General features: G+C 38.4%; 3 protein-coding genes. All 3 read left to right on the top strand.

Going from position 1 to position 7,620, the window contains the following annotated elements:
- Window positions 1-112 precede the first annotated feature (112 nt).
- The 3 genes from ACY651_RS08350 to ACY651_RS08340 all read left to right on the top strand — a co-directional run bounded on the left by ACY651_RS08350 (window position 113) and on the right by ACY651_RS08340 (window position 7,528).
- Window positions 113-1,354: a DEAD/DEAH box helicase gene (locus tag ACY651_RS08350; protein WP_462251607.1), complete on the top strand. Its 1,242-nt coding sequence runs from the start codon at window positions 113-115 to the stop codon at window positions 1,352-1,354.
- Between the two features lie 295 nt (window positions 1,355-1,649).
- Window positions 1,650-3,764, top strand: coding sequence for an ATP-dependent DNA helicase RecG (gene recG / locus ACY651_RS08345; protein ID WP_462251609.1), 2,115 nt, complete (start codon window positions 1,650-1,652; stop codon window positions 3,762-3,764).
- Window positions 3,765-3,871: 107 nt separating this feature from the next.
- Window positions 3,872-7,528 carry a DUF7948 domain-containing protein gene (locus tag ACY651_RS08340; protein WP_462251605.1) on the top strand — a complete coding sequence of 1,219 codons (3,657 nt, stop codon included), beginning with the start codon at window positions 3,872-3,874 and terminating at the stop codon, window positions 7,526-7,528.
- The last annotated feature ends 92 nt before the right edge of the window (window positions 7,529-7,620 follow it).

The following is a 7,620-nucleotide window of genomic DNA, read 5'->3' as shown; positions in this document are numbered from 1 at the left end:
TTTAAATACTAAACCTCTAAACCCTAAACTTCTCAACCCTTAAACCCTAAACTTCTAAACCCTAAACCCCTAAACTTAAAATGCGTTATCTTCACCAAAATAAAAATACACTTTGAAGTTTACAGAATTTGGATTTGACGAAAGATTGATGGAAGGTATTGATGCATCCGGCTACGAAAATGCCACACCTGTGCAGGAGCAGGTAATACCATTAATATTACAGGGCAAAGATATTATTGCATCTGCCCAAACCGGCACCGGCAAAACAGCCGCTTTTTTACTGCCACTCATCAACAAAATTATTACCGATCCATTGGTTAATCATACCAACACCGCATTGGTTATTGTTCCTACACGTGAGCTGGCTATACAAATTGCACAACACATGGAGGGGCTTTCTTATTTTACTTCGGTTAGTTCCATTGCAGTATATGGAGGCGGCGATGGAAATGCATTTGTGCAGGAGAAAAAAGCATTGAGCCATGGTGCCGATGTAGTGGTTTGCACACCCGGCAAAATGATGGCGCATATAAAAATGGGCTATGTAAAATTAGACGGCTTAAAATATTTGGTACTGGATGAAGCGGACAGAATGCTGGACATGGGATTTTACGACGACATCATGTTCATCATTAATCACCTGCCTAAAAAAAGGCAGAACCTTTTATTTTCCGCCACCATGCCGCATAAAATAAGGGAGATGGCAAGAAAAATTTTACACCAGCCGGCAGAAATAAATATCTCACTAAGTAAACCCAACGAAAAAATTGTGCAGGAAGCTTTTGTGGTGTACGAAGAACAAAAAATTCCTTTAATAAAATATTTGCTGAAGAAGAAAGATTTTGCCATGGTATTAATTTTTTGCAGCAGCAAGCAAGCTGTAAAACAATTGACCCGTGATTTACAAAAAGCCGGCATTAAAGCAGATGAAATACACAGCGATTTGGAGCAGGATAAAAGGGAAGAAGTGCTGATGCATTTCAAAAGCCGCCGCCTGCCCATTTTAATTGCTACCGATATTTTAAGCCGTGGTATTGATATTGATAATATCGACCTGGTAATTAATTACGATGTGCCGCATGATGGCGAAGATTATGTACACCGTATTGGCCGTACTGCAAGGGCCGCTGCTGAAGGAACCGCTTATACTTTCATAAGCCCAAGGGAGCAACGCAAATTTGTAGCTATAGAAAAATTATTGGGTAAGTCTGTAACCAAAGCCATTGTGCCCGATGAATTTGGCGAAGCGCCAACTTACAACACTGCACCGCAAAGAACTGGCGGGGGCGGCAACAGAAATTTCAGCAAACCCAAACGTTTCAATAATAATTTTTCTGAAGGGAGAAATAAATAATGTTTTTTGTTCCAAACTTTGGTAATTCTATTAGTCATCATTGGCGTCGCACTCGTGTACATCATATCAATATTGAGCTTTAATCATGTTATACAATAAACTGTCGTCCTTACATCACATTTAAAATCTAAATTTTATTTTTCTACTAAAATTTCACACTTCAGAAGCTAATTTTTACGCCATCTTTTTGTTAGCAGGTTAATCTACCTGAAAATATTCCAAAATAATCTTCGCAAAGTTCTTCTTCGTTTCCCCCTTTAGGGGATAGGGGTTTATATTTGCATAAACATTCTCTATCACTTTCACCTCCGCCATATTAAATAATCCCATCGAATATATTCATGGCGTAAGCACTTTACGTGGCGATATGCTGCGTAAAGAATTAAAAATTTTTACTTTTAATGACCTGCTGAATTATTTTCCGCTGCGCCATGTAGATAAAACCAAAGTAGATAAAATTGGTGAACTCAATTATAATAATGAGTATGCACAGGTTGCAGGTAAAATTACCGATATGGAAATTATGGGGGAGAAAAGAGGAAGGCGATTAGTAGCGCATTTGCAGGACGATGCAGGAGGAGAAATTGAACTGGTGTGGTTTCAGGGAATAAACTGGATACAAAAAGCATTGCATGTTAGCCATCGGTATTTAGTTTTTGGCAAGCTGAGTTTTTTTATGAACAAACCTCAAATTGCCCATCCCGAAATAGAAACTTTTACCGAACAAAAAGCAACAGGTAAAAATTTTTTAGAACCCATTTATTCTTCAACAGAAAAATTAAAAGCAAGAGGTTTGAATGGAAGGGTGATGGGCAAATTTACTTATGCGCTGCTGCAATTAATTACCGAAAAAGATCTGCCAGAAAATTTACCAGAATCTATTATTATCAAATACAAATTCATTAGCCGCTTTGATGCTTATCGCCACATACATTTTCCGGCAACGGAAAAACACTTTCAACATGCCGTACGCCGCTTAAAGTTTGAAGAATTATTTTTTGCACAACTGCGTTTGGGTTTAATTAAAAGTGCACGGCATCGCTTCAGCAAAGGCTGGGTGTTTGATAAAGTGGGTGAGTTGTTCAATACATTTTATACAAAATATCTTCCCTTTGAATTAACCGGTGCACAAAAAAGAGTGTTGAAAGAGATTAGAAAAGATGCAGGCAGCGGTAAACAAATGAGCCGCCTCTTACAGGGGGATGTGGGCAGTGGCAAAACCATTGTTGCATTAATGATGATGCTGATTGCAGCCGACAATGGTTTTCAAAGTGTGCTGATGGCGCCAACAGAAATTTTAGCCCAGCAGCATTATAACAGCATTACCGAATTATTAAAAGATATGCCGGTTTGTGTAAAAATGCTTTCCGGCTCATCTAAAACAAAACAGCGGAGAGAAGTGCTTAAACTTTGCGAAGATGGCTCATTGAATATTTTGATTGGTACGCATGCGGTAATTGAAGATAAAGTGATTTTCAAAAACCTGGGGTTTGCCATAATTGATGAACAGCACAAATTTGGTGTGGCGCAGCGGTCGCAGTTATGGAAAAAAAATACTATACCGCCGCATGTACTCGTTATGACAGCAACACCAATACCCCGTACACTGGCACTAACTGCTTACGGCGATTTGGATTACAGTGTAATGGATGAGTTGCCACCGGGAAGGCAACCTATCAACACTGTACACCGTTTTGAAAACAAACGGCCGCAGGTAATGGATTTTATTAAAGAAGAGATAGCCAACGGTCGGCAGGCTTTTGTCATCTATCCTTTAATAGAAGAAAGCAGTAAGATGGATTACGAAAACCTTATGAAGGGTTATGAAGAAGTAAAATCATTTTTTCCGGAACCCAAATACTGGATAAGTATGGTGCATGGAAAGATGGATGCGGTGCAAAAGGAAACCAACATGCAGCGTTTTGTAAATAAGGAAACGCAAATTATGGTAAGCACCACCGTTATAGAAGTAGGGGTGAATGTGCCTAATGCTACAGTAATGGTAATAGAAAGTGCAGAAAAATTTGGGTTATCGCAATTGCACCAGTTAAGAGGAAGGGTAGGAAGAGGGGCTGAAAAAAGTTTTTGCATATTATTAACTGGGTCAAAAATATCGAATGATGCCAGGGAACGTTTAAAGATAATGGTAGCCACCAACGACGGTTTTAAAATTGCAGAGAAAGATTTGGAGATTCGTGGCCCCGGCGATATTGAAGGCACACAGCAAAGCGGTCTTTTAAACTTTAAGCTGGCAAACATAGTCCATGATAAAGTTATACTGGAGGCTGCAAGAGAAGTGGCACAAAATATTTTAGAAAACGACCCCGATATGAATGTGGCAGAGAATTTGCCTGTTAAAATTTACCTTAATCAGCAAAAAGGCAAAACGGCTTGGAGTAAAATATCGTAATTCTTTTTATAAAATTTTATTGGTTGAGAAACAGTTGTTAAAGAGGATAAATCTGATTGACGGTATCATATAATTTCTGTACATTGTAAAAAATATAGTTGATTGTTTTGAATAAGATAACCAAGCTTTTTTTAACGATTGTCTCAACATTTTTTGTTGCATTATCTGTTAATGCCCAAATGGAATTTATTGAGAACAAAGGCCAGTGGGATAATAAAGTAAATTTTCGTGGCGATTTTACAACAGGCTCCTTCTTTTTAGAAAACCGGGGCTTTACTGTAATGCTGCATAAGCCTGAGGATTTACAAAAACTTTCTGAAAGGATGCACGGGCATTCGCACAACAGTGTTGGCGACAGTATTTCCTCTGCAGCTTCATCTAAAATACCTTCACCAAAAGATTTGGCTCCCATTACAGTACATTCACATGCATATAAAGTAGATTTTTTAGGCAGCAGCAATAACGTTCAGGCAGTGCCAGATAAAGTTTTATCCACTTATAATAATTACTTTACAGGAAATGATCCTAACAAATGGGCATCTAATTGTAAAATATACGAAGCTGTAACCTACAAAAATATTTATCCCAATATTGATGTTCGTTATTATACCGAATTGGGTAATTTAAAATACGATTTAATTGTACATCCCGGTGGCAACCCCAATGCTATTGCCATGCGTTACGAAGGCGGTGTTAAATTAGCTGTTAAAAACAAAGAGTTACTTATTGGTACATCGGTAGGCAGTATAAAAGAATTATATCCCTACAGTTACCAACCCACAATGGGCAAAAGGCAAACAGTAGATTGTAAATATGTGGTTACAGATAATGTGGTGCGTTTTAAAGTACAGAATTATTCTTCTAAAGAAACATTAGTAATAGACCCTTCCTTAATTTTTGCATCCTTTACCGGAAGCACTGCAGACAATTGGGGCTATACTGCAACACCCGGCCCCGATGGCAGTTTTTTTGCAGGTGGTATTGTTTTCGGCGCAGGTTACCCTGTATCACCGGGGGCATTTCAAAATGCTTTTGGTGGAGGTGTAAATGAAGATACTAATGGAGGGGCTTTCGATATTGGTATTTTTAAATTTTCTGCAAACGGCACCCAGCGGTTATATGCAACTTATATTGGAGGTAATCATAATGAGCAGCCTCATAGTATGATTGCTGATGCTCAGGGTAATTTAATAATTGCCGGCAGAACTAAATCTGCAAATTACCCGGTTACTGTTCCTTTAATCGGTAATGGTGGTGGATCGGATATAGTAGTTTCTAAATTAAATGCAACAGGTACCGCACTGCTGGCTTCAGTAAGAATAGGCGGTTCTTTAGATGATGGTGTTAATATAAGGTCTAAATCTAGTGCTCCTTTTGGTACAGATGTTACAAGAAGAAATTATGGGGATGATGCAAGAAGCGAAGTTATATTAGATGGTGCCGGTAATATTTGGCTTGCATCATCTTCTCAATCAGATAATTTTCCTCTTGTTGGGGCATTTCAAAATAGTTTTGCCGGCGGCAGGCAGGATGGAGTAATCCTTAAATTTAATGCAAACCTTACTTCGGTTTTATTTAGTAGTTATTTTGGTGGCAATGGAGATGATGCTTGTTTTGTAATATCACAAAACCCTGTAACAGGCAATTTATATGTGGCAGGGGGAACATCGAGTAATGATTTACCCGGTGATAAATCAGGCGTTATAACCACTACTTATCAACTTGGCGAAACCGATGGCTTTGTTACTGAAATAACGAATAACGGTTCTGCAATTATTAAAACTACTTACCAGGGTACGGTAGGAAATGATTTAATTTATGGCCTCAAGTTTGATAAACTCGGCTTTCCTTATATAATGGGTACTACTACCGGTAATTGGGTGGTAACGGCTAATGCAGGATATAGAGATGGTGTTTTTCCTAATGGCAACCATGCAAAACAATTCATCAGCAAATTGCAGCCCGATTTATCAGCTTATGTATATTCTACTGTATTTGGTACTAATTCGCAGGTGCCTAATTTATCTCCCATTGCCTTTTTAGTTGACCGTTGCCAGAATGTTTATGTTTCCGGCTGGGGCGGTGGAATAAATGTAGATCAAGGTTATCCCTCGGCAGGTACTAACGGCTTGCCTTTAAAAGACCAGTTACCTGGGCTACCTCCGCCAGATGGGGCAGATTTTTATTTTTTCGTTCTGGAAAAAAATGCTGCCAGTCAGTTGTTTGGTTCTTTTTATGGACAAAATGGTGGCTTGGGGGATCATGTTGATGGTGGTACCAGCCGTTTTGATGCTAATGGAATAATTTACCAGGCTATTTGCGCTAATTGCGGAGGTCGTGCAGTTTTTCCAACTACCGCTGGTGTATGGTCTATTAATAACCGTTCATCTAATTGTAATGAGGCGGCGGTAAAAATAGAAATGAATTTTGCCGGTGTTGGTGCAAGTGTACAGGCAACTATTGATGGTGTTGTTGATACTATTGGTTGTGTACCTTTAACCATAAAGTTTACGGATACACTGGCGAAAGGTAAAATGTATATTTGGGATTATGGCGATCCTTCAAATACTAAAAAAGATACCACGTTTGCACCCAATAATTCTACTTCGCATACTTACAATAATGTAGGCAGTTACAGGCTGACATTAATTTCAATTGATTCTGCCACATGCAATATTTCGGATACTGCTTATACCACCGTAAAAGTTGGGAACAATGAGGTTGTACCTAATTTTTCTTTTATTAAATTAGACAGTTGTGCAAGCTTAAGATACCGTTTCGATAATCTTACTACTGCACCATTACCCATTTATACCAATCAAACATTTATATGGGATTTTGGAGATGGTTCACCAAGAATAAGGAGTGGTTTTGTTTCTCAAATACATACTTTTCCTTCTACAGGTTCTTATAAAGTAAGACTAATTGTTGATGATTCTGTTTTTTGTAATTCGCCTGATTCTGTTGAAAAGCAGGTGAGGATAAATCCCAATGTAAAAGCAATTTTTAGTACCAGCACAAGAGGCTGTGTGCCCTATACACCGGTGTTTAAAAATAATTCTTTAGGTGGTACCGATTGGATTTGGGAGCTGGGGGATGGTACTACTTCAACTGATTTTGAACCTATCCATGTTTATAATCTTGTTGGTTCGTACAACGTACGTTTAATAGCAATGGATACATCAACTTGTAATAAAGTTGATACATCTGCCTATTTTACAATTACTGTATATCCAATTCCTACTGCAAATTTTACCTGGAGCCCTAATCCTCCAGTAGAAAATACTAAAACTGTTTTTAGCAATCTTTCTGTTGGGGCTACAAGATATTTATGGGATTTTGGTGATGGAGAAACTTCTACAGAAGTAAATCCCATTCACCAGTTTAACAGAACAGATACGTTTAATGTAATGCTTTTAGCTTTTAATGATGCTGATTGTGTGGATACAATTCAGCAACCGGTACCCATACTAATAAAGCCGCTGCTTGATGTGCCCAATGCATTTACTCCGGGAAGATTTTCGGGCAACAGTTATAACAATGGTATAGTTAAAGTAGAAGGTTTTGGTATTGGTAAGATGAATTGGAAAGTTTATAACCGATGGGGGCAGTTAGTATTTGCATCATCAAGTGTACGGCAAGGTTGGGACGGAACATTTAAAGGCGTTTTACAACCCATGGATGTGTACACATATACTTTAGATGTAGAATTTACTGATGGGCAGAAGTTGAGAAAAACAGGAGATATAACTTTATTGAGATAAAGGTTGAAGGTGAAGGTTGAAGGTTGAAGGTTGAAGGTTGAAGGTTGAAGGTTGAAGGTTGAAGGTTGAAGGTTGAAGGTTGAAGTTTGAAT

Origin of the sequence: Ferruginibacter sp. (genome assembly GCF_031391665.1) — a bacterium.
Lineage (GTDB): Bacteria > Bacteroidota > Bacteroidia > Chitinophagales > Chitinophagaceae > Ferruginibacter.
This window is presented reverse-complemented; position numbering and strand designations above follow the sequence as displayed.